At 51.2% G+C, this 19428-nt stretch carries 18 protein-coding genes; 9 read left to right on the top strand and 9 right to left on the bottom strand.

Features of this window, described 5'->3' with window-relative positions; genetic code table 11:
- Nucleotides 1–25 precede the first annotated feature (25 nt).
- The gene (locus FOA19_RS22245; RefSeq protein ID WP_149093034.1) at nucleotides 26–478 is read right to left on the bottom strand and encodes a cupin domain-containing protein; all 453 of its coding nucleotides are present in this window, start codon (nucleotides 476–478) and stop codon (nucleotides 26–28) included.
- Nucleotides 479–619: 141 nt separating this feature from the next.
- Complete coding sequence (locus tag FOA19_RS22240; protein WP_239025670.1) at nucleotides 620–1570, bottom strand: aldo/keto reductase; 951 nt, start codon at nucleotides 1568–1570, stop codon at nucleotides 620–622.
- Between FOA19_RS22240 and FOA19_RS23615 the strand changes: the two genes are divergently transcribed.
- Nucleotides 1488–1820 (top strand): hypothetical protein, encoded by a 333-nt coding sequence (locus FOA19_RS23615; RefSeq protein ID WP_223809027.1) that lies wholly within the window; start codon nucleotides 1488–1490, stop codon nucleotides 1818–1820. The two genes, FOA19_RS22240 and FOA19_RS23615, sit on opposite strands and share 83 nt — an antisense overlap.
- 142 nt (nucleotides 1821–1962) lie before the next feature.
- Here the strand turns inward: FOA19_RS23615 and FOA19_RS22235 are convergent, their stop codons facing one another.
- Together FOA19_RS22235 and FOA19_RS22230 are read right to left on the bottom strand one after the other, a co-directional pair.
- Nucleotides 1963–2946: an aldo/keto reductase gene (locus tag FOA19_RS22235; protein WP_149093033.1), complete on the bottom strand. Its 984-nt coding sequence runs from the start codon at nucleotides 2944–2946 to the stop codon at nucleotides 1963–1965.
- A gap of 20 nt (nucleotides 2947–2966) precedes the next feature.
- Nucleotides 2967–3818, bottom strand: a complete 852-nt coding sequence (locus FOA19_RS22230; protein ID WP_149093032.1) for an aldo/keto reductase — start codon at nucleotides 3816–3818, stop codon at nucleotides 2967–2969.
- A gap of 175 nt (nucleotides 3819–3993) precedes the next feature.
- Between FOA19_RS22230 and FOA19_RS22225 the strand changes: the two genes are divergently transcribed.
- Nucleotides 3994–4890 carry a helix-turn-helix domain-containing protein gene (locus FOA19_RS22225; RefSeq protein WP_149093031.1) on the top strand — a complete coding sequence of 299 codons (897 nt, stop codon included), beginning with the start codon at nucleotides 3994–3996 and terminating at the stop codon, nucleotides 4888–4890.
- Nucleotides 4891–5271: 381 nt separating this feature from the next.
- Here the strand turns inward: FOA19_RS22225 and FOA19_RS22220 are convergent, their stop codons facing one another.
- From FOA19_RS22220 to FOA19_RS22210, 3 genes are all read right to left on the bottom strand, one after another.
- Complete coding sequence (locus FOA19_RS22220) at nucleotides 5272–9039, bottom strand: two-component regulator propeller domain-containing protein (RefSeq protein ID WP_190300514.1); 3768 nt, start codon at nucleotides 9037–9039, stop codon at nucleotides 5272–5274.
- A 757-nt stretch (nucleotides 9040–9796) separates the two neighbouring features.
- The gene (locus FOA19_RS22215) at nucleotides 9797–10456 is read right to left on the bottom strand and encodes a recombinase family protein (RefSeq protein ID WP_149093029.1); all 660 of its coding nucleotides are present in this window, start codon (nucleotides 10454–10456) and stop codon (nucleotides 9797–9799) included.
- A gap of 224 nt (nucleotides 10457–10680) precedes the next feature.
- Complete coding sequence (locus tag FOA19_RS22210) at nucleotides 10681–11574, bottom strand: hypothetical protein (RefSeq protein WP_149093028.1); 894 nt, start codon at nucleotides 11572–11574, stop codon at nucleotides 10681–10683.
- Between the two features lie 371 nt (nucleotides 11575–11945).
- On the opposite strand from FOA19_RS22210, the gene FOA19_RS22205 reads away from it, so the two are divergent.
- Nucleotides 11946–12341, top strand: coding sequence for a hypothetical protein (locus FOA19_RS22205; RefSeq protein WP_149093027.1), 396 nt, complete (start codon nucleotides 11946–11948; stop codon nucleotides 12339–12341).
- Between the two features lie 46 nt (nucleotides 12342–12387).
- Here the strand turns inward: FOA19_RS22205 and FOA19_RS22200 are convergent, their stop codons facing one another.
- Nucleotides 12388–13344 carry a hypothetical protein gene (locus tag FOA19_RS22200; protein WP_149093026.1) on the bottom strand — a complete coding sequence of 319 codons (957 nt, stop codon included), beginning with the start codon at nucleotides 13342–13344 and terminating at the stop codon, nucleotides 12388–12390.
- 104 nt (nucleotides 13345–13448) lie between these two features.
- Between FOA19_RS22200 and FOA19_RS22195 the strand changes: the two genes are divergently transcribed.
- The gene (locus FOA19_RS22195; protein WP_149093025.1) at nucleotides 13449–13694 is read left to right on the top strand and encodes a helix-turn-helix domain-containing protein; all 246 of its coding nucleotides are present in this window, start codon (nucleotides 13449–13451) and stop codon (nucleotides 13692–13694) included.
- A 338-nt stretch (nucleotides 13695–14032) separates the two neighbouring features.
- On the opposite strand, the gene FOA19_RS22190 is transcribed toward FOA19_RS22195, so the two are convergent.
- Nucleotides 14033–15280: a site-specific integrase gene (locus tag FOA19_RS22190; protein WP_149093024.1), complete on the bottom strand. Its 1248-nt coding sequence runs from the start codon at nucleotides 15278–15280 to the stop codon at nucleotides 14033–14035.
- A gap of 515 nt (nucleotides 15281–15795) precedes the next feature.
- On the opposite strand from FOA19_RS22190, the gene FOA19_RS22185 reads away from it, so the two are divergent.
- The 5 genes from FOA19_RS22185 to FOA19_RS22165 all read left to right on the top strand — a co-directional run bounded on the left by FOA19_RS22185 (nucleotide 15796) and on the right by FOA19_RS22165 (nucleotide 19137).
- A complete protein-coding gene (locus FOA19_RS22185; RefSeq protein ID WP_149093023.1) occupies nucleotides 15796–16104 on the top strand; it encodes a putative quinol monooxygenase in 309 nt (102 codons plus the stop codon).
- Nucleotides 16105–16220: 116 nt separating this feature from the next.
- On the top strand, nucleotides 16221–16730 hold the full coding sequence (locus tag FOA19_RS22180; RefSeq protein ID WP_149093022.1) for a YcxB family protein: 510 nt from the start codon (nucleotides 16221–16223) through the stop codon (nucleotides 16728–16730).
- Between the two features lie 57 nt (nucleotides 16731–16787).
- Nucleotides 16788–17231 (top strand): energy transducer TonB, encoded by a 444-nt coding sequence (locus FOA19_RS22175; protein WP_149093021.1) that lies wholly within the window; start codon nucleotides 16788–16790, stop codon nucleotides 17229–17231.
- 879 nt (nucleotides 17232–18110) lie between these two features.
- Complete coding sequence (locus FOA19_RS22170; RefSeq protein ID WP_149093020.1) at nucleotides 18111–18443, top strand: hypothetical protein; 333 nt, start codon at nucleotides 18111–18113, stop codon at nucleotides 18441–18443.
- A gap of 196 nt (nucleotides 18444–18639) precedes the next feature.
- On the top strand, nucleotides 18640–19137 hold the full coding sequence (locus tag FOA19_RS22165; protein WP_190300513.1) for a hypothetical protein: 498 nt from the start codon (nucleotides 18640–18642) through the stop codon (nucleotides 19135–19137).
- Nucleotides 19138–19428: the final 291 nt, after the last annotated feature.

Raw genomic sequence — 19428 nt, 5'->3', positions numbered from 1 at the left:
ACCTTTCTAGGTGTCTAACAAGCTTCTAGTTCGTTTTGGAATATTCCGCATCCGATACCCGTTGCAACCAGATGGTTTTCCCGTCTAGCGCTGGACTGGTGGCCAGGTAGGTAACACCGGTGGTAGGGGTTGCGCCATGCCAATGCTCCACGCCCGGTTGGCATTTAACGACCTCGCCTTTCCGGACGGTTTGCTTCGGTTTGCCTCTTTCCTGATAATAGCCCGTTCCTTCGGTAATCAGCAGGATTTGGCCACCCGGATGCTTATGCCAATCCAACCTCGCGCCGCGCTCCATCGTGGCCACGGAAATGCCGAAAGCAAAGGTGCTATCGGCCGGGCTTATCTCGTTCAGCCAGACATTCCCCACATGATGCACATTGGCCGCCTTTTCGCCTTTCGGGAAAATAGGCGCATTTTGGGCCTCCGCTTGCGTGGTTAAACCGACAATCAATAATATTGCAGACCATACTAGTCTCATGGTTTTTCTTCTTTAGATTTCCTGATGTAACATCCTGTCAATAACGGCGGTAGTTTTGCCTCTTGCTACTTTCAGCAGTAACCCCTACCTGCCTGGCAACCTTTCGGTTTCTGGCCGGTCAGGTCAGGCAAAGCCCCCACCTTATTTCTTCGGCGCTGCCTCGACCCCGGAAAACTGGAGTACCATCTGCGGCAGGCGCTCTCCCTTGATTTCAACCTGGGCTAATTCGGCAGTGAATTGACGTACTTCCTCCGCGGAAAACCGCACGTGATCGGCTCCGTTGTTTTCCAGCATGTGCGCCATCTGGGTGGTCCCAGGAATAGGCACGATCCAGGGTTTCTGCGCCATCAGCCAAGCCAGTGATATTTGGGCAGGGGTGGCTTCTTTCTGGGCAGCCCACTTCTTCACCAAATCCACCAGCTTCAGGTTGTTCGGTAGATTCTCCGGAGAGAACCGGGACTCTACGGCTCGGATGTCGCCCGGGGCGAAACGGGTGTTGGCGTCAATCCAGCCGGTCAGGAACTGCACACCCAATGGGCTCCACGGCACGAAACCGATGCCCAGCTCCTCGCAGAGGGGAATGACCTCTTTTTCCGGCCCGCGCCAGATGAGCGAGTATTCGTTCTGGATAGCCGTGACGGGATGGACGGCGTGGGCCCGCCTCACGGTCTGTAGGCCCGGTTCGGAAAGACCGTAGTGCAGCACCTTTCCCTCTGTGATAAGGTCTTTCATCAAACCGGCAACATCCTCGATCGGAACCGCCGGGTCTACCCTGTGCTGGTACAGCAGGTCGATACGGTCGGTGCGAAGGCGTTTCAGCATCCCTTCCACCACTTTCCTGACATGGTCCGGACGGCTGTTCAAGCCGGGTCGCCGTGCTCCCGTCTCCTGGTCGATGTTCCAGCCGAACTTCGAGGTGATGACCACTTTATCCCGGAAGGGGGCGACGCCCTCGCCCAGGATCCGTTCCACCTCATGCGGCCCATAGGCCTCGGCGGCATCGTAAAAGGTGACCCCCTGGTCGAAAGCAGTCCGGATGATGTGGTGCATCTCGGTCCGGGAAGGAACCTCCGTGGTATACTTGCGGCTCATATTCTGCACCCCCAGTCCTACGCTGGACACTTCCAGTTTGCCCAGTTTCCGGCGGCCCTTGACAGTGGAGGCTTTCTGGTTGGAGGGCAATGCGTTGCCGCTGGTTGAACTTGCCGCCAGCGTGGTGCAAGCGCTGGGCAGCATAGCCGCTCCGGCCAGCAGCAAACCGGTCTTAAGTAGGTCGCGGCGTTTCATTCCGCTTTTCGAGTTGTTGCTTGTCGTATTCTCCATGGTTGAATTTGAGTGGTGAGAGAAGTTGGTTTTGCCCTGCTTCTTTCAGGGGTGGGTTATATTAAGGAGGTTAGCTTTCCTATCTAAGAACCCGGGTGAACGGTAAGTAGAACGATTTCCTCTTTACCAGCTCTTTTATACATTATTGCACTTGCTACGGCCTAACGATTCACCATCTTCTGGGACTGTTCTGAATACCTGCCACCCTGCACGTCAATCTTTGAGACAGCCAGATTGATTTCTATGAGATCGTCAGTACTAAGGGTGATCTCCGCTGATCCTATATTTTCCTCCAAACGGTGAAATTTGGTGGTGCCCGGAATAGGGACAATCCACCTCTTTTGTGCCAGTAGCCAGGCAAGGGCTATCTGGGCGGCGGTTGCATTTTTTTCTTGTGCCATCGTGCCCAGCAAACCAACTAAAGCCTGGTTAGCCTTGCGGTTTTCCTCCGAGAAACGCGGAACCGTGGTGCGGAAGTCGCCTTTGTCGAACGTGGTGTTCTCGTCGATTTTCCCGGTAAGGAAACCTTTCCCGAGCGGGCTGAAGGGTACAAAGCCTATTCCCAGTTCTTCCAGGGTCGGCAGGATCTCTTTTTCCGGCTCCCGCCACCAAAGCGAGTATTCGCTTTGCAGCGCCGTTACCGGTTGGACGGCGTGCGCTCTTCGAATTGTGCTGACTCCTGCCTCCGAAAGGCCGAAGTGCTTTACTTTCCCCTCTTGGATCAGGTCTCTGACCGTTCCTGCGACATCCTCGATGGGTACGTTGGGATCCACCCGGTGCTGATAAAGCAAGTCAATCGCATCGGTCCTCAGGCGTTTCAGCGCCGCCTCTGCCACTGCCCTTATATTCTCGGGGCGGCTATCCAGCCCTAAGGTAGTTTTACCCTCCTTGAAACCGAATTTGGTGGCGATTACCACCTGGCTGCGGAACGGCTCCAATGCTTCCCCGAGTAGTTCTTCGTTCTCAAATGGGCCATACGCCTCGGCCGTGTCAAAGAAAGTGACACCGCGCTCAAATGCTGACCGAATGAGTTGTATTGCCTCCTGCTTATCTGTTGCCGGGCCATAACCAAAACTTAAACCCATACAGCCAAGACCCAGGGTAGATACTTCCAAGCCGCTTTCACCTAATATTCTCTTTTGCATGTTTTCGTCTCTGGAGGGTTTTAGATGTCGAGTTTTCTTTCCCCGAGCCATTTAACCATAGCCGGATCGCGGTGGTCGAAGAAGCTGCTTGTTTTGGTGTCCAACGCTTTAATGGCTTCCAGATCCTCTGCACTTAGGGTAAAATCGAGGCTATTGAAGTTCTCCTCCATCCGTTCCCTGCGTACTGATTTTGGGATGGCGACCACGCCCCTCTGGGTAAGCCAGCGTAGGATCACCTGGGCGATCGTTTTATCATACTTACCGGCTATGGAAGCCAAAAGCCCGTTTGAGAAGATGTCGTGTTTTCCCTCGGCAAACGGCCCCCACGATTGTATCTGCACCTTGTTCTCCTCCAGGAACTGCTGCGACTCTATCTGCTGATGGAAGGGGTGCGTCTCAATCTGGTTGACCGCCGGAGTAATCTCGTTATGGACAATCAAGTCAATCAGCCTGTCCGGTTGGAAGTTACTTACGCCGATGGCCCTTACTTTCCCCTCTTTGTACAGGTCCTGCATGGCCCTCCATTCACCATATACATCACCATAGGGCTGATGGATGAGATACAGGTCCAGGTAATCCAACTGTAGTTTCCTGAGGGAATCCTCAAAGGCCTTTTTCGTCCCTTCATACCCGTTGGACTGGATCCATAGCTTGGTGGTGACAAACAGGTCTTCCCTTGCCACCCCGCCTCTTTTTATCGCTTTCCCGACGGCTTCCTCATTCATATAGGAAGCTGCAGTGTCAATCAGGCGGTAGCCGGTCTGGATAGCTTCGTACACACTTCTCTCGCACTCCTCTGCGTCAGGGATCTGGAACACCCCGAACCCCAACATGGGCATTTCCACCCCGTTATTCAATTTGACGGTTTCCATAGTCTTCAATCTATTTGTACTTTGACATTATTACTACGGCAAAGGTATGGGGCCGTATATACCTTGGTGTTATACAGATTACGGGTATCCATACCATTATTACTGATCGGGGCAGGGCCTTCAGGTTAGAGGCGGGTAAAACGTTATTTTTGAATGGCTTAAACCAAATGAGATTATGGATAACCTGAGAAGATTCGAGACGGTAGGCGATTACAACGCCTTTAACAACCACGGGACACTGCACCCGCTGGTGAGTGTGGTGGATTTATCCAAGGCAAGCCCCAGGGCAGCCTCCAACATGTTCTTCGGTTTCTACACCATCTTCCTGAAAGAGGTGGTATGCGGGGATTTGCGGTATGGCCGGGCTACCTACGACTACCAGGAAGGGACGCTGGTGTTCATAGGTCCTGGACAGGTGGTCACGGTTGACAGCAGCGGGGAGGTCTACCAGCCGAAAGGGTATGCCCTTGTTTTTCACCCTGACCTGATACACGGTACCGACCTGGGACGCCACATACAGGATTACTCCTTCTTCGGCTACCAGTCCAATGAGGCGCTTCACCTCTCGGAGCGGGAGCGGAAAATCGTTTTGGACTGTTTTTCGAAAATCGAGTATGAATTGGAGCATGCCGTTGACAAGCACAGCAAACGGCTCATCGCCTCCAACATCGAGCTCCTGCTGAACTACTGCGTCCGCTTCTACGACCGCCAGTTCATCACCCGCGACAATGTCCACAAGGGAGCTCTGGAGAGGTTCGAGAACCTTCTGAACGAATATTTTCAGACAGACAAACCACAGACGATCGGCCTGCCATCCGTAGCCTACTGTGCGGGTGAGTTGAACCTATCGGCCAACTATTTCGGGGACTTGATTAAAAAAGAAACTGGGAAAACCGCGCAGGACTACATCCAAGCTAAGGTGATTGACGTGGCCAAGGAAAGGGTATTTGACCAAAGCAAGTCCGTTGCCCAGATTGCCTATGAGCTGGGCTTCAAGTACCCCCAACATTTCACCCGCTTGTTCAAGCAGCGAGTGGGGTATTCACCGAATGACTACCGGATGCTCAATTAATAGGTAGTTCACCTATCCGATAACCCTTTTTATTTTAAACCGAGGATTATTCGCCTACCCTATAATGCCTCATATGTTAAATGAGGACCAAATAACCATAAACCGAAATGAGAGGATTAGATGTCTGTGGCTTGTACTTCAAGGGTGGGCATATGCTCGCTTGATTGAAACCCTTTGGGTATGACCGGGTAGGTCAGATTTTGGAAGGTCTGTTTGTTTTCTTGCGGAGAGAGGGCGCTTCTTTGATGAAAAGGCGCTTGACAGTAAACCAATTCCTCATCAAACCAGGTTCTCAGCCACAAATAAGGTTATAATTGCTTTGGTTATAGTCGAGAGGGAAGGGACCTTCATGGATATGAAGGCCCCATTTCCATACCAACCTTAATTAAGGAGAATCCTCCTGTGTATCGTCCCCTTATCGGTTTGAAGCTGAAGGATAAGCACTCCTTTTCCTAGGTGCCTTACATCCATGTCAATCCTTTTTCCCCCCTTCCCCTCCAGCACCAAGAGTACTTTCCCCTGCAAGGAGAAAAGCGTGAGCTTTCTCAGTTCCGCCCTTCCTTCCGTGTCCACCCGAAGTCTCCCTGTGGTGGGGTTGGGGTAGACCCGAATGGCGTTTGCGAGTTCCTCCTCGATACCGGTCACGTTGAAGGTGACGCCGGCAGACATCTCGCTCAACCCGCAGCTGCCATTGACCTGAACGGAATACACCCCAGACTTTGTAGCGGTATAGGACTGATTGGTTGCCCCATTGATTATCTTTCCATCCAGGTACCACTGGTTTTCCGTGGCACTGCTGGAGGTTAGCAGGGAACCCGAGGCTGAGATGCTGGGTTTGGGGGTGAAGCAGTTCTGCTGGGTGAAGATGGAGGCACCGTGCTGGAAAACGATGGTCCTCGGGAAAGCGTCCACCCCTTCGAAAGAAACGATAAGCGACGGGTTGATGGAAAGGTCATCCCCTGCGGAAACCTGTAGCGTGATTGTCCGTTCCTCCCCCGGTCCCAACGCGGGTACATCAATCCCGGTTCTGCTGGCCGATAGATCATCGGACGGCTTGAGGGATACCCTGAACGCTTCGCTCGGGGAGCCTCCATGGTTTTTGTAGCTTATGGCCAAGGGAAACGTCGAGTTTAGCAGGATGGAATCAGGGTGCAGCACCTGGTTCACCATAACGAAAGCCTCCGATTCAACCGAGGAGGTTTTCTCCACCATTTCCCTTAGGGCCTCAACCAAGAGCCCGTTGTTCAGCACCAAGGAGTCTATCTCACCGGAAAGTGCCTCTCGGTATTCCTCCGAACCGGGCTCGATCAGGTAACTGGTCAGGTGGTTACTTACCAGAAGCTTGCTCATATCATGGTCACCGAAGGCCTGGAGAGTCCGGTTATAGACATCTTCGAAGCCAACTGAGGCCTTGATGGCATTAGGGGTCACGGCATACACGTATCCCCTTGCGTCGGTCAGATCTTTGCCAAGCTGGTCTACCAGCCTGCCCAATCCCTCCATATGGCCTGCAACTGCCTCGCTTCTGTTGGCATCCAAGTCAACTTTAAGCACCTGCAGCGAGTCATTCACCTGTTTAAGGGTTTTCTCCAAAGCCTCGCTACCGTATCTGGCCTTTCCGACATGCCCCCTTCCTTTCCTTTCCAGGCTTTTGTCGATCCCCACCTTCAGTTCGTCCGGCACCTGGGTGTACCTGTACAGATAGGTGCCGAATGCAGCTCCCGTGCTAAGGATGGAGATCGCCTTCATGGCTTTCGATGTCGCATATAGGCCTGAGGCGAATGGGGTTAAGAGACCTCCACTGGCTAAAACCAACAAAGGGGAAATTGTCTCGCCGAGGTCTGCTGCGGTGGAGGAGACGTTCGAGGTCAACTCTAGCAGATCGCCCCTGGAAATAGTGGAGCCAATGGTTTCCTTTGTCTTCTCAAGCTGCGTATTGGCGGCGGCGGCGGCAAGGAAGGTTTTGCCGCTTTCTTTTTGCAACTCGGCGTGCTCCACTATGTCCTGCACATAAGGCTTGGTCTGTGGGATATAGTACCTCTCGTTCAGTTGCCTCGCCCCATGATACACGATGATGTCTTTGACTTTGGCCTCTATGAAGTTCCAGGCAGAGTCTGAGGGATCCAAAGGGTTGTAGTTGTCGATTACCTGATATAAAAGGGAGAAAACCTCGTTCAATACATTTTTGGCGGTTTTTGAGTCACCGAATTTCTGCAGAGCCATATTGGTGATATCCTCCTTGTGAATGTCGATGGTTGCTTTAAGGGCAATCCTTCCGCTAATGATTGCTCCCTTGTATAAGGCAAGTTGTTTAACGGCTTTTTCCTTCTCGATAAAGCTTGGGAATTCATTGTTTTCGATCTTTTTCTGTAATTCCTCCGCACTTTCCTTTAGCTCAACATTCGTCTTCTTTGAGAAAGAGGCGAGGTCCAGCAGAGATTTGGAGAACTCGAGGGCGAAGGACAGAAGCTTGCCGGTTAACTCATTGCTTTGGTCGAAGTATTCCTTGGTTATATATTGCCCCAGCAGAACCCTTTCCATCCCTTCCAAGGACTGGTCCCTTTCCAAGCCCTTTTCCTTCAGATTTCTCCAATCCTTATCGATAAGGGAGGAAATGTTGTTTGCCTCATCCACATAGCCTTCTACCTTGATGGGAACCGAGAGGGGATCGGTGAATGCCCCAGGCTTGATTTCGAATTCTGATATGGATTCCTCGTTTTCCCTGACCTGTTCCCGTACCCTCTGGGGGAACCTGATCTGGCCTATCTTCCCGACATCGACATTGTCTATACTCATTACCATTTTATCTGCACCAGTTCCAGTGGATACCTCCAACCGGTAGGCTTTCTTGGGATCGGTGCTTTTGGAGAAGGAGAACTCCCCCTCTTTCCCGGTGGCGGTTTTGTCAATCAAGGTGGTACCGTCGAACAGGCTTACCTCTGCCTTTTCTATTGGGCTGAGTATTCTCCTTCCCTCAGGAAGGTCCGCTGATACATTCACGACGCTCATCTCGGACCTAAGGACCGCCTTTGCAATCCCGGCCGAGGTCGCCAACCAGACACTCTCATCCTTGTCGACTGCGACCCCATTGATAAAATTGGCAGGCAATCCGTCTTCGGTGGTGTACAAAGTCCAGTTTCTGGGACTGGCGTAACCATCCCCATTGAACCGCAGCAGCCCGTTTGAGGTCCCTATCCAGATATTCCCCTTGCTATCCGCTTTGATCGAGCCGAAACTGACGGCCGTGTTTTCCGGCAGCTTTGTGACCTCGCTCCCCAATACGGCCCAAGAGCCTTTTGCATGGTCATATACCGCCACACCCGTCCCTGAGCTTAACCCCACCCAGGTGAGGTTCCTTGGGGCGTCATGGAATATCACCCTCGGCAGCCCGGCATCATTCAAAGATGAGAGCCCCCCGGAAACGACACGCTGCTTTGTCCCCCCTAATTCTGAATAGTCCTCGAACTCTACTATGACAGGTGCTGAGCAGGCGCCGGGGGTCTGGCAAGACCTGTCTACCCCCACCCACATATTTTTGCCGACCCTTGCCACCGAAAGCACCCTGACATCCTTCCCCGGCAGGGTCGACCCCTGGAGCTTCCTCCAGGATGTGCCGTTGAACACGCCTACCCCGCCCTCTTTGGTGATCCCGCCGGCAACCGTCTGGCCATGGGCGGCCCAGAGCGTCCCGTTCGGTCCCTCGGCCAATCCGTTGACATACCGGGAAACGATCTCTGCCTCGGAGTTCCAGGTGCTGGCCGGGGTCATGCTTCCCTGTGTGAACCTGCGTATCCCACCGCCCGTCGCCTGTATCCCCCCGGCCCCGGACCCCACGAGGATATCACCCTTCCCGTCCCGCTCGATGGCCCTGACCTGGTGGGTGGGAAAGGCGATGAAAGTGATGCTGTCCGCCGCCTTGGTTATCGGGTTGAGTTTCACCAACCCCAGCCCGTTCGTGCCGGCCCACACATGCCCCTTGCCGTCAACCCCTATCCGCTGGAAAACGTTTGTCGGCAACCCTGGGGTGTTCGCCCTATCATAGACCTGGACCTGGACCTGGAGCTTGCCTTGGCCCGAGGCCCGCGGGCCCAAAAGGGATAGGAAAGCAAGTAGGGAAAGCAGGTAGGGTGGGTAGAGGTTTCGTTCCATATCTTTTATAAATGAAAGATTCAACAATGGCATGGGGATAATAAGGACTCTGTAGGCAAGTAGAACTTCTGGGTTTTTAGAAGCGGCTAGTTCCCTGGGAACTATAATCAATAATAAATTAACTGTTATGGGACTCGCCTGAGAAGCTTAATATTTGTAAAATGCAATACTTTATCAAATTTGATATATTTTATCCGCTTTACAATTACCTACTTCTAGGTATAATCGTCCATGGGGATGGCCTATTCAATATCAGGAATAGTATTAAATGAGAAGGTGTTGAATATATCAAGGGTAGCTCCCGCGGCTATTGGTAGCCGGGAAGCCTGACAAGCGCAAAGAAAGCCCTGCTACTTTGGAGGTGACAAAATTTGGATTCTCTGATCCTACAACGAGTAACTGCCTCGGGTGAAGAAGGCCTTGATCGTGGGCCACCAGCTTTGCAGGGAAAGACAGTTAAGCCTATAGCCTTCTACTATGGCTTACCAGCGGGGGATATGGCATGACTATTAAAGCAGATGGCTCAGGCTGGCAAAATTGAATAGAAGTATATGATTCTTGGTGACTTGTATTCATTGGGTGGGGGTGTGTTCGCGGGATTGAAACGCTTTGGGCCTGACCGGGTGGGTCTGGTTATGCCATGCTGAATCTTTTTCCGATTATGGCAAGACAGCCCCTGTTGAAGGTCGTTGCCTGGAAACGTAAACCCAACCTTTACTTAGATCTCTCCAGTTTTCGTTGATAATGGCGGGGATGGTTAGGCAGAAATCGCCTGCGGGAGGGTTGCACTTTCTGCACTAAGTGCCCGCTTGGCCTTCACCACGGTGTTTGGCGAGACGCCGCACAGAGTGGCGATCTCCCGGACGGAGCAGCGGCCTTCCCTCAGGTACTCCACGACTCTCTTGTTCTCCTCCAGGAACCGCTCCGTGCTCTTCACAGACCCCTTCGGCCGGGCGATGTGCTTGCCCTGCCGCTTGGCCTCCTGCTGGCCTGAGACGATCCGCTCCACGGTGGTTTCCCGCTCCATCTCGGCCAGATCCGCCAGGATGCCCAGCACCATCATCGTGACGTGGTCCTTCCTCCTCCTTTTGTCCAACGAGCGCAGGCTCCGGTTCACCACGTGGGTGCAGACCCCGTGCTCCGCCAGCTCCAGGATGAGGCTCCGCACGTCCATGGCGTCCCTGCCCAGCCTCGACAGCTCTAGGCAGATGACTTCCGTGATCTCGCCCTTACTGGCCATCTCCAGCACCCTCTCCATGCCGGGGCGCTGATACCTGTGCCTCGTGCCGGAGACCGTCTCACAGGCCGTGTAGGCCACCTCAAAGCCATGCTTACTAGCGTAGTCCTGGAGTTCGCTCAGCTGGCGGTCGGTGTTCTGCTTGGAGGTGGAGACACGGAGGTAGAGGGCTGCTTTCATGAGGCTTTAGGGTATGGCTAGAGAACCACAATATAGACATTTGTATCAAAAAAAGCATTAGCTTATCCTGATACAGGTCAAGTTTAAATATGGCTGCCCCTCCAATGCGGGAGAGGCATCTGTTTCGGCAGTACTTTTTTTGATACAGCAGGTGCCGCTGACAGCCTATGGGAGATGAGCAGCGGAATTGGAACAGAAAAGGCAAAGGAGGAAATGGCTGGTCCTTATTTATTGCCTGCGACCAATTTCGCCTGCTTCGCGTCGGCCCGCTGGTAGGTCACGCCCCACTCATAGACCTTCCCGTCCACCGCGGTGGTGGTGGTGCCCTTCAGCACGAGCTTGTCCCCCTCCACCTTGGCTGTGATGTCATACCGGTCCTTCTCGTTCATCATTGCGGGGGTAAGGATAAACTTGGGTTTGAATTTGCCGCCGGAGAGGGTGTAGGAGCCCAGGGCTACGGTCCTCTGCTTCTCCCCGCCCCTTTCCACCGACATGAAGTGCGTGGGGGTGATGAGCTGGAACTCCTTCTTGGCCGTGTCGGTCACCTTCTTCCCGTCGGCCATGATGTATGACGATAGGAAGTTCCAGGCCCCTACCAGTGACTTGTCGGGGTTGGGGGTTCCGCTCACCTTCAGGTACACCTCGTGGAGTTCCACCTTCCTGCCGTCGGCCATTAGGATGTGGCCGTCCTGGTAGAGTCTGTCCCCCTCCACTTTCATGGTGAAGGCGGTAGTGGCGGAATCGCTCAGTTTCTCGACGTACTTATTACCCTGCAGGGTGTAGGTCCCGTGGTCCCCCTCCATCCTGAGGGTGTCCCGCACCACCCCCTTCACGATGTACATCCAGTGCGTGGGCGTGAAGACCTTGTACTGTTTGACGGCGCTCACGTCCCGGGTTATCGGCGCGCCGGTTCCGTCTTTTCCGGTCATGGAGACCATCTCCCAGGTGCCCACGATGGGAGGGGATGTTTGGGCCTGCAGGTGTGATACGATGCCACACAGCAGCGCCACTGCGAAAATGGTTGCTTTTCTCATGGTATGGTTTTTAAAATGAAAACAAATCCTAATCTTTATTCTATAATTTACATAATAGTTTGACAATTTTAAAGAGAATCTCAAGGTGTTTTGACTGGCATCCAATAAGTTATACAAACCTGCGGTCTGCGCGGGGATAGGGTTTCAATGTGATTAAACGAGGCGCGGCACTGGAGGTCACTGTGCTTGGACGGTGGGGAAAGCCCTTGGTGTTTAAACATGACAAGGGAGGCCACATTCCTCTGGGAAACCAGATGCCAGTCCTTGGTTTGGGCAATGTTTTCAGTGGGAACTCCCTTGCGCAGAGTGGCTATCCCCCGGAAATGTGGCCTTTATTTCGTAAATTCAGGTATGGTCTGCACAGTTTGGGCTCGAGGGTTTGTAAATCCTAAGAGCCATACATATGTCCGCTCCAGCCACCCTCTGATCCCACCCTTTTACATCCCCTGTAACGCATGAACATCCCGCTATCCGATATCTCCGGCATTCTGGCCGTGCAGCACCGGGTCCTCAAGGACCTCAAGAAAAAGACCGGTCTGCGGCAGCGGGACTGGGAGGTGCTCTGCGCCTGCCAGCGGCTCTCCCTGGCCAAGTACCCCTTCACAACTGCTAAGGTTGACGCCTATCTCTCTGGGGCTTATTTCTTGCACTGCTTGTATGACTCTGTCAATGCACTCCTGGAGAAAGGCTACATCAAGGTAGTGGTACCCGGCAAGCCGTTCCGGCCGGAGTCGTATCAGATGACCTACAAGGGAAGCTCCCTGGTGAGCAGATGCTCTGGTGAGATGTGGCGCCTTTGGGAGGAACAGGACGGGGAACTGACGGGTATACCACGCCATAAGGTGTGGTAAGCTCTCCACTTAACTCTTCCAATTCCGGATGAGAACGGATATCCATTTATAATCCAAACTGCAAAGGGATCGACATCTGGACCGGTTCTTTGATCTTGTCCTTTTTTATGATGTTCTCCCTCCACCAAAGGGGCTGCAGGTTCATGAAATGGAAGCAAACCTTTTGCTGCTCAGGGTCGGTGAGGTCAAAGGAGGCGCAGGGAATGATGTGGTCAATGTGCCACTCCCCCCTGTTCTCCCAGGACATCCCCGGTTTGAAAAGCTTTTCCAGGTGGCTCCTGAACTCCCCGATGGAGCAGCCTAGGAGCTCCATCGTTTTGGCTGCCTTCCTGGCCCCTGTTGTTTTTAGTGCGCTGATTATACGGGACCTGAGCCGGCACTCTACCGCGAAACTGGGGTCAGTCTTCATTTTATTCCGCATGTACTCCCTGCTGTATTTCCTGTATTTCTCCGGGTTCTTATGGAAACACCTCTTGCCTATCTCCTTTACCTTCTCCCGGTTGTTCCTGGCGTATTTGTTCGATATCCTCTTCTTCAGTTCAGGGCGCTGGAGGATGTACTCTTTCCGCTGCTGCCTGCTTTTCTCGGTTTTGGCGTATTCCCTTTTCTTCTCCTTTAAAGTTTCCTTGTTCTTCTCCCGGTACTCTCTCCCTTTATAGAAAAGATGTGTTTTGTTGTCCTCCACCCATTTCCTGTAGCAGGCCTTGCACCAGGCAGTTAATCCCCCGATGCCCGACTTGGCTTTGTTGAACTCACTCTTTGGCTTCTCCTCTAGGCAGCCGGTGCATCTCTTGACTGGGCTGGCAAGGGCCTCTAGCCGTACCCTTTCTTTGGCTTCCCGCTTGGCCTGAAGCTTAGGGGCTCTTTTCATTCTTAAGTATTCCGCTTCGCAGATCTTGCAGACGCTCCTCTTGAGGTTGTTTTTTGAGGAGCGGTTGGTGAACTCGGTCTCCTCTACTTTGGCGATGCCGCATTTGGTGCAGGTCCTGTACATACCATTCATTAGATTTGTGGAATTGATCACTTTCCTCCTTGCTTAGTAACCTTGAAGTTAGAATTGGCTTACTGGATTGGTATCAATTTTGTTACCAACAGGAAAGATGAGCCATGCCACCTTTGGGGGTGAAATACCCAAAAAAGATAGAGTTGTTCGGAGATCACCTCAGGAGGCTGAGGGAAAGGAAGGGGTTCTCGCAGCAGGCCTTGGCCGATACGGCTGATATCACCAAGATAACCGTTTTGCGGATTGAGAACGGAAGGAACGCGCCAACCTTGGATATTCTCCTGTCTCTGAGCGAGGCGTTAGAGATACCCTTGAGTGAGTTGATGAAATTTGACGAGGACGGCCATTAAAATGCTCTGCTCCCAGTTAATCTTCTCTGCTCCCAGTTAATCTTCACTGAGGTTCATGATGGCAATTGGCTATGGCAGTAGGTTGTGCCTACAGGTTTTATAGGCAACTAGGACAACTACCTGGCCATGCACCCTCAAGCACTCTCCTTTAGCCACGAGGGGAGCACGCACAACCGGATGAGCTGGCACATATGTCCGGGCTGCCATCCTATTTATAATAGATTCAGCCCAGTGGTGAGGCCTCCAGGATGTGGATTTCTTTAAAGCCTATTTCGCAGTAGACTCCCTTGGTTTTCTAAAGAATAGCTATATCAAGAATGCCTTGATAGCAATCAATATCAACTTACCACCTTCATTTGGGCTGGCAGCCGCCAGATGTCGTTCATCTCGTTCTCGGTCACTTTCTCGCTGATCTTGATGTACTTCTTGAAAGTGGCGTAGTTGGTGTGGCCCGAGATCCGCATCGCCACCTCCGGCCGCATGCCTTTCTCCAGTGACAGGGTGATGAAGGTACGCCGGGCCGTGTGGGTACTGAGGAAGGTGTACTTCGGCTGTGTCTCCGCTACCCTCGCATTACCTAGTTTCCGGGTGATGGTAACTGGGTCATCGATCCCCAGCAACACGCCCAGTTCCTTCAGATAATCGTTTGTCTTCTGGTTGCTCATCACCGGCAGGGGCCGCTCCTCCCCATCGTACTTGCTGAGAATGGCCAAAGCGAACCCGTTGAGAGGCACGTTATGGGTGGTATCCGTCTTGACCGACCTAAGCACCCATCGGTCGCCCCTGATATCACTGCGCCTAAGATTCGCTATATCGGAATAGCGCTGGCCGGTGAAGCAGCCGAAGCAGAACACGTCCCGCACCCTGTCCAGCTTGCCGCCCACCGGGAGCTCAGCGTGGTAGAGCTTCATCAGCTCAGGCTCGGTGAGGTAAATCATCTCCGCCTCGCGCTGCAGGGTCTTGAACTTCTTGAAGGCGAGGTTCTGGTGCAGCCCCCGCTCCTGGGCCCACCCCATGAATGTCTTGAGGGTGGCGAAGTCCTTCCAGAGGGTATTGTCGGTGTGTCTCTTCTCCTGGATCAGGTAGGTGCGGAAAAGGTCGAAGAAGCGCATATCGATGGCCTCGAAGGAGAGCCTGTACCGCTGGTGCCTGCTGAACCCGTCCAGGTGGTTGTAGAGGATTCTGTATTTCGCCAGCGTGGCCTTACCCAGCTCGGTGGACCTTACCGCTATGAAGTCCATCAGATGCTCTAGGAAGCCCACCACCCGCTCCGGTTCCTTCTCCCCATGATGGGAAAGCAAGGCCTCTTTCAATTCCTCGAAGGATATGTTCCCGGAGGCGGTAAGCCGGTTGTAGAGCTTGAGCATCTCGCTTCGGCGGTTGTCCAGCCAAGCGTTGAACTCCACACAGCCGGTAAAGTTCCGCTTCACGTGATTTCCGCTCTTGTCGGGTTTGGTGTTCCAGTACCTGGGGTTGATGTACTGGCCGGTCTTTATCTTGATGGTCTGTTTGCCGATCCTCAGGAAAAGGTAGATGGCGGTATCCCCTTCCGCCTTGGGTTTGTCCAGGTAATAGTTCAGTGTCATAGCGAGTGCTATTGGTATAACCCAAAGGTATATACGTTTCCGAATTTCGGAAACATTTCGGACACCAATTCTTATTCTACTTTAACTTCACTTAATCTCTTTTATGTATCAAACCCTACTGAACGCCTAAAAACATAGGTTTTTAATTTGATATAGCAAACTTATAGTAAGCAAAAGCAACAAGTTCGATTCCTGGCGTGGCCACCAAACAAAAAAGCCCTCCCAGTTCTTAGCTGGGAGGGCTTTTTTGTTTGCAGGTTTTACGTACCATAGAGGCCATTCAACACCGTTTCTACTAATCCTCTTGCATATTTTTGTTACAATTAACAGGCTACCCTTTACACCCAGTAGAAATTCTTGTATTTTGGAGAGGAATAAATCTTGTAGGGCTATCAAGGGGGTTAACTTATCCTATATTTATAAAGGATAGTAAGTAAATAACAACCAACTTAGCCGGCACAAGGGTTCTATTCTTTTTAATCACAGCCTACTATCAACAAACCCCTACTTAGTAAATGAACAAATACGGCCTCCACGGAAAGTTAACTGCAACCCAAGGGAACAGTGACAAACTCGCCTCCATCCTTCTGGAAGCAGCACAACTGGTTTCCACCGCGAAGGGCTGCCGATTGTACCTGGTCAGCAAAGACAGAACCCAGGAAGACGCTGTTTTGGTGACTGAGGTTTGGGATAGCCAGGAAGACCATGACCAATCGCTGCATGTGCCTGGCGTTAGGGAATTGATTTCTCAGGCGATGCCCTTGCTGGCGGGCAAACCAGAAAAAGGACAAGTGCTGGAGATTTTGGGAGGTGCCGGGATATAGTCAAAGGCCTGCCAAATTCCTTTCCCGCAGCCTTCCCTTTACAGGTTGTTTCGTAGAAAAGAAGCCCTAAACTCGCCGCTCATTGCCAATTCAGCGAATCAATTATTACCCCCTCCATGGATAAGCTTACCCTCTCCACCCAGTTAAGTGAGCAGGACTTCATAAAAGCCAATTTCTACCTCTATTTCAAGAAATGGAATAGCAGGTTTATTTTCGGGATTGGCATCCTTGCGCTGTTAAGCGTGCTATTCCTGTACGTAACCGGTGCGCTTAACGAGATTCCCTGGATAGGCTTGGCCTTCGGCTTGTATTTTACGGTAGGAATTCCTGGTCATATTTACTATGCCGCCAAGAAGGGCTACAAAACAAATAAGCGGGTGAGCGAGCCTTTGCTGTACCAATTTGATCAGGATAACTTCCAGATAACGGGAGAATCTTTTGAATCGAGACTCAGTTGGGACAAGGTTTACAGCGTCACCGAAACCAAGAGTTGGGTTCTGATATGGTTGACCCCACAGGTCGCCAACATAGTCCCCAAAAGGGATTTTTCTCCAGAGCAGTTGCGCTTGTTCAAAGCCCTGGTGAAAGAACAGAAAGGCCCGAAAAACAAACTAAAACCCGTGTAATCTAGAAAGACCAAAAGTATCAAAGCGTTTAATCACAAATCATATCCACTATCCCACATGAAAAAAGTAGTACTATCCATGGGCATGGTGCTTGCCCTCTCCTTTGCAAGCCATGCGCAACAAGCACCAGACAATTCCTCTAATCCACAAGATTCTACCCGCATCTATACCGTGGAGGAAGTAGACCAGGCCCCACTTTTCAGCGCTCCTAAATATGCAAAGTATGGAGAGGGAGCCATTCACAGGTTCTTGGCCAATAGTTTCAGGATTCCGCCGGTGGCTCAGAGACATGGGGTGAATGGCGAAGGTGTCTATAGTTTTGTGATTGACGCCCAAGGTAACTTATCTGATTTTAAAATCATTAAATCACTTGACCCTTCGGTTGATGCGGAGGCGCTCCGAGTGCTTAAGCTCACAAAGGGCCATTGGAAACCAGCCATGAAAGGCGGATCCGCTGTACCTGTTGCCTATACATACCCTTACAGAATAAGAACGATGTAGTTTTCAAAGGGCTTACTGGTTTTCAAGTAGCGACCTTATAGTAACTTCGCTTCTTGCCCTTACCTAAAAGTACACCTCCCCTAAGGTTAGCCCTGAGAACCTCTCCCTTAAACCAAGAGAGCCAGAGCTGAGTAGAATCAACTCGGGCTCTCTTGGTTTTTGTTGTAATTGAAGGAGATGCTGGACCATTATTCTAAAAATACATAGTTGCCTCTCAACTTCTCCACTAGTATCTTAGGAGTAGGTAGTATAAACCTTTGAGCTACGAAAAAGAGTTAAAGCCTCGCTCCTTTGTGGGAGTTCCTTCCAAAGCCAAGTTGCTAATATATTCAGCCAGTCTATATACAAAAAGACCAATGTTGACAACAATGTTAGCAATTGCTACTTATCCACGTTCCAAAACTTCCTCCTAGGACACCTCGCCACTAATCAACTTAGCACTTGCTTATTTTACATTGGATGATTTCCATTCTCCTCCAACCCTAAGACTCCAGTCTATGGCAGAAGGATCACCTATCCATTTTAGGCTTGTTTTCAGAAAAGAGCTCTAAAACCTGCCTTCGTAAGATTCGATTCACTTAGCCCAAGTATCAACCTTCACAAGCAACTACCATGAGCAACGTGTTACAGGAATATTTCCAGGCATAATCAGTAGGATGACATTCAACTCCTTGTCGCAGAGATCGTAAATACCTTATTTATTTAATTATTTCTACTTATTACTTTTAATAGTGCCTAATATTAATTTAATTGTACAAAAAGAAAAAGACGCGCTTGTTTTCATAGGGTAAGCAGCTTACAAAAGCTTACTTGAAGGAAGAAAGAGGCGTTTTTACGATAGATTACTTAAATAAGGCTAAAAAGAAGGATATACATATTATGGAAATAAGGGAAGAGATTGCTCAGCAGCTGCAAGACATTTTAGAGGACCTGGAAACCTATACGAGCGAATCAGAGGAGGCTATTCCTAGCATCCTGGAATCACTGCGGGAAACAGGTCGCATCATTGAGGATCTGTCTAAAACTACCGCAGAAGGCCAGCAGTCGCACCAACGGATAGAATTTCTTTCCCGGATGCTGGAAAATGCGAAGGAAGAAATCCAGGCGGGCGGCGTGCAGGACGGGCTTTGGTTTGGCAAGTCGGTCATCACCTTCCTGTTGAATGGCACCTCAGCCGGGGCAGTCCCCGTGGAGACTGAAGACTATGATTAAGCCAAAAACAGGTTAGTAGAAATCAGGTATCCAGGAAGTCTCCATAAAGGCAGATGGGACCCTTTAGTCCCAAAAGTAATCGGACCTTATCTACAACTAAATTATTAAATCTTGGCTGATCTGCCCTGATGGCCAGTTGACGCGATCCTTTGCGGGTTTGTATCAACTGGCCTTTTCTATGGGCGTCTACGAAAGCATGGGAACCTCCGCCGGGAACGGGAAGTTATCTGTACCTTTGGCTTCGCTTTCTGTTCTGGGCCTCAAGAATGAGCTAGATAAAAGCGTTGCGTCAAATGACTACCTCATGAAAATAAAGCTGCTTGCCTTCGTCTCGGTTCTGTTCCTGCTTGGTTGCTCCGGAGGCATAGATTCTTCCATCCAAATGACATCGTTCAAAGTTGTAAACCAGAAATCATTTGAGATGTGTTTCACCCGCGAAGTAGAGGGCATTTATTCCATGGTTATCAAAACCAAACAAGGGAAGGAAATAAAGAAGGCAGGCCGATTGGTTGGCGGTGGCCGCAAGTGCTTTACAGAACTGAAGATGCAACACGCCGCGTCGGCCTACAACACCGCACAAACCAGCTTCTACACAGACACTCTGGTGACGGAGAACATTGCTTCTATCAAATGGAACATCTCTAGACGGTACTATGAAGAGCCATTCGCGGAGGGGGAATTTCTGAACAAATAAGCTCCACCTAGAAGCCAGGAATTTCCCTTTATCTCTTTCTTGCCTGAGCCAATGTTTGCTACAAATTAGCATCATACAAGGCAGAAAGCACAAAACTCAATTTAGGTCTGTTTGAAGAAATAGGGGCCAGAAACGGCAAATACCATCCCACCAAAGTCAACCAGAGACAAAAGCGTTTTTCTCTTGAAAGCTGCGCACGTTGGCTGTAATAAAATCATGGCAAAGTAGACTAATGCAGGTGTCAGTAATTCCTTCCTTCTGGGAAAGGCATTACAAAAAATCTCTACCTGT

Origin of the sequence: Rufibacter hautae, from assembly GCF_008271695.1 — a bacterium.
GTDB lineage: Bacteria > Bacteroidota > Bacteroidia > Cytophagales > Hymenobacteraceae > Nibribacter > Nibribacter hautae.
The sequence above is the reverse complement of the archived record's forward strand: the minus strand, read 5'-3'. Positions and strand labels throughout refer to the sequence as shown.